Source organism: Streptomyces sp. NPDC006265, assembly GCF_040613555.1.
GTDB lineage: Bacteria > Actinomycetota > Actinomycetes > Streptomycetales > Streptomycetaceae > Streptomyces.
Genome location: NZ_JBEXSH010000950.1, coordinates 1 through 3,339 on the forward strand (window position 1 = coordinate 1; position 3,339 = coordinate 3,339).

The 3,339-nt window shown below is 69.6% G+C and carries 3 protein-coding genes; 2 read left to right on the forward strand and 1 reads right to left on the reverse strand.

The genetic code is table 11. From position 1 onward, the window contains the following. The first annotated feature begins 207 nt into the window (after positions 1-207). Together ABZ281_RS43295 and ABZ281_RS43300 are read left to right on the forward strand one after the other, a co-directional pair. Positions 208-1,227, forward strand: coding sequence for an ATP-binding cassette domain-containing protein (locus ABZ281_RS43295; RefSeq protein ID WP_356663635.1), 1,020 nt, complete (start codon positions 208-210; stop codon positions 1,225-1,227). After that, positions 1,224-2,072 (forward strand): ABC transporter permease, encoded by an 849-nt coding sequence (locus ABZ281_RS43300; RefSeq protein WP_356663637.1) that lies wholly within the window; start codon positions 1,224-1,226, stop codon positions 2,070-2,072. The genes ABZ281_RS43295 and ABZ281_RS43300 overlap by 4 nt, the downstream gene beginning before the upstream one ends. 75 nt (positions 2,073-2,147) lie before the next feature. Here the strand turns inward: ABZ281_RS43300 and ABZ281_RS43305 are convergent, their stop codons facing one another. Beyond that, positions 2,148-3,266: a potassium channel family protein gene (locus ABZ281_RS43305; protein WP_356663639.1), complete on the reverse strand. Its 1,119-nt coding sequence runs from the start codon at positions 3,264-3,266 to the stop codon at positions 2,148-2,150. Positions 3,267-3,339: the final 73 nt, after the last annotated feature.

The following is a 3,339-nucleotide window of genomic DNA, read 5'->3' on the forward strand; positions in this document are numbered from 1 at the left end:
ATGCAGGGGCCCGACCCCGCCCGACCCCGGACGGAGTCCCCCCCGTCCGGGGACGGACGGGTGGGACGGAGTCCCCTCCGTCCGGGGACCCCCGCCCCTACACCATTGGTTCCGGTCCCGGCGAAAACCCGTGTGCGCGACCGATGAGTTTGCGCGACGGTAAAGGTCTCCCCATGCGTAGCCCACGTACTCGGAGGGACCCGAAGCATGAGCACGCAGATGTCCGGCCTGGCGATCGAGACCGCGGGCCTGGTGAAGACCTTCGGCGAGACGAGGGCCGTCGACGGGGTCGACCTGTCCGTGCCCGCGGGCATGGTCTACGGCGTCCTCGGCCCGAACGGCGCCGGCAAGACCACCACCGTGAAGATGCTCGCCACACTCCTGCGGCCGGACGGCGGCGAAGCGCATGTCTTCGGTCACGACATCGTCCGCGAGGCGGACGAGGTGCGCGGCCGGGTTAGCCTCACCGGCCAGTACGCGTCGGTCGACGAGGACCTCACCGGCACCGAGAACCTGGTCCTGCTGGGCCGGCTGCTCGGCCACCACAAGAAGGCCGCCCGTGAGCGCGCCGCCCAGCTCCTGGAGGCCTTCGGTCTTACGGAGGCCGCCGCGAAGCAGGTCAAGCACTACTCGGGCGGCATGCGGCGCCGTATCGATATCGCCGCGTCCATCCTGAACACGCCCGACCTGCTGTTCCTCGACGAGCCGACCACCGGCCTGGACCCGCGCAGCCGCAACCAGGTCTGGGACATCGTGCGGGCCGTGGTCGCCCAGGGCACCACCGTGCTGCTGACCACGCAGTATCTGGACGAGGCCGACCAGCTGGCGTCCCGGATCGCCGTCATCGACCGCGGCAGAGTGATCGCCGAGGGCACCAAGGGCGAACTGAAGTCGTCCGTCGGGGCCGGATCCGTGCATCTGCGGCTACGCGACCCCGACCAGCGCGACCTCGCTGCCGACCTGCTGCGCCACGCCCTCGACGCGCAGGTGCAGCCGGAGCCCGACCCGGTGGCCCTCACCGCCCGCCTCGGTACGGCCGCGAGCGGCGACTCCGCGGCCGGGCAGGCCTCCCGCGCCTTGGGCGAGCTGGCCCGCGCCGGGATCACCGTCGACAACTTCTCGCTGGGCCAGCCCAGCCTGGACGAGGTGTTCCTCGCCCTCACCGGACACGACACGCACGACTCCTCCGACCGCTCCGACGACCCGAAGGACGAGGTGGCGGCATGAGCACCGCGACGACCACCGAGAGCAAAGAGCTCGCCCCGGTCAGCGCCGAGTCGCTCGCCGCCCTGCTCGTCACCAAGGCGCGGCCGCCGCGGCCCAGCGCGTGGTCGGCCTCGATGACCTTCGGCTGGCGGGCCATCCTCAAGATCAAGCATGTGCCGGAGCAGCTCTTCGACGTCACGGCGTTCCCGATCATGATGGTGCTGATGTACACGTACCTGTTCGGCGGGGCGCTGGCCGGCTCACCGAAGGAGTACATCCAGTTCCTGCTGCCGGGCATCCTCGTGATGTCGGTCGTGATGATCACGATGTACACGGGTGTCTCCGTGAACACCGACATCGAGAAGGGCGTCTTCGACCGGTTCCGCAGCCTGCCGATCTGGCGGCCGTCGACGATGGTCGGCTATCTGCTCGGTGACGCCCTGCGGTACACGATCGCCTCGGTCGTGATGCTCACCGTCGGCATCATCCTCGGCTACCGGCCGGACGGCGGGGTCGCCGGTGTGCTCGCCGGGATCGCCCTGCTGGTGGCCTTCTCGTTCGCCTTCTCGTGGATCTGGACGATGTTCGGGCTGCTGCTGCGCACCGAGAAGTCGGTGATGGGCGTCAGCATGATGATGATCTTCCCGCTCACGTTCCTGTCCAACGTGTTCGTGGACCCGAAGACCATGCCGGGCTGGCTGCAGGCGTTCGTGAACAACAGCCCCATCACCCATCTGGCGTCGGCGGTGCGCGGCCTGATGGGCGGCGACTGGCCGGCCGACGAGGTCGCCTGGTCGCTGGGCTGGGCGGCGCTGTTCGTGCTGGTCTTCGGGCCGGTCACGATGCGGCTGTACAACCGGAAGTAGCCCTGGGCTCCAGCGCTTTCGGCCGGCCGTCGCGCACCGTAGGGGTGCGGGGCGGCCGGCCGATCGCTGCGCTCGTCAGGTGTTGCGGGGCATCGGGGGCATCGGGGGCATCGGGCGGATGTCCGGCGCGACCTGGGTGGCCGGGGTCTTCCGCACGATCGTGATGAGCCGGTCGGTCAGCTCCAGCCTCCCGACGGACGGGTCGTCGTAGCCGAGGACCCGGTGGCCGCGTATGACGCTGACCACCAGGTCGGCGACCTCACGCGGCATCTTGCCCACCTCGGCCTTGACGACCGGCCGTTCGACGATGTCGAGGCCGCTGCCCTGCTGGATGAGGTCCGCCATCACCATGCCGGCGGAGGGGCTGAGCACGGACAGGCCGAGCAACCGGCCGGCGGCGCTGGCGCTGGTGACGACCGCGTCGGCGCCCGACTGCTTGAGCAGCGGCGCGTTCTCCTCCTCCCGCACCGTGGCCACGATCTTCGCCCCGCGGTTGAGCTGGCGGGCCGTCAGCGTCACCAGGACCGCGGTGTCATCACGCTGGGTCGCGATGATGATCTGGCGCGCCTTGTGCACTTCGGCCTGCGTCAGCACCTCGCTGCGGGTCGCGTCGCCGACGATGCCCGCGTAGCCCTCGGCGGTCGCGGCGTCGATCACCTTGGAACTGGGGTCGACCACGACGACCTGTTCCTTCTTCAGACCCGTCGCGCAGACGGTCCGGATCGCCGACCTGCCCTTCGTGCCAAAGCCGATGACGACGGTGTGATCGCGCAACGTGGACCTCCAGCGGGTCAGCCGCCACTCGTCCCGGGTGCGTTCGGTGAGGGCTTCGAGGGTGGTGCCGACCAGGATGATCAGGAACAGCACGCGCAGCGGCGTGATGACGAGGATGTTGGTGAGCCGGGCGCCTCCGCCGGCCGGGGTGATGTCACCGTAGCCGGTGGTGGAGAGGGTGACGGTCGCGTAGTAGAACGCGTCGAGGAGGCTGATGCCGCCGCCCGCGTTGTCGTTGTAGCCGTCGCGGTCGGCGTAGACGATCAGCGCGGTCATCACGAGCACCAGCAGCGCCATGGAGAGCCGTTTGGCGACCTGGCGGATCGGGTGCTCCACCACTTTCCTCGGGAGTCTCACCCGATAGGTCACCAGATGCTCGTCGGCCTGGCGGGCGATCGCGTCCTGGCCCGGAAGTTTCACGTGAAACACACCCCGATACCTGCGGACGCCCAGGGCAGGTCCAGCAGTTCCGTCTCCTGCCCGGGACGTGCAC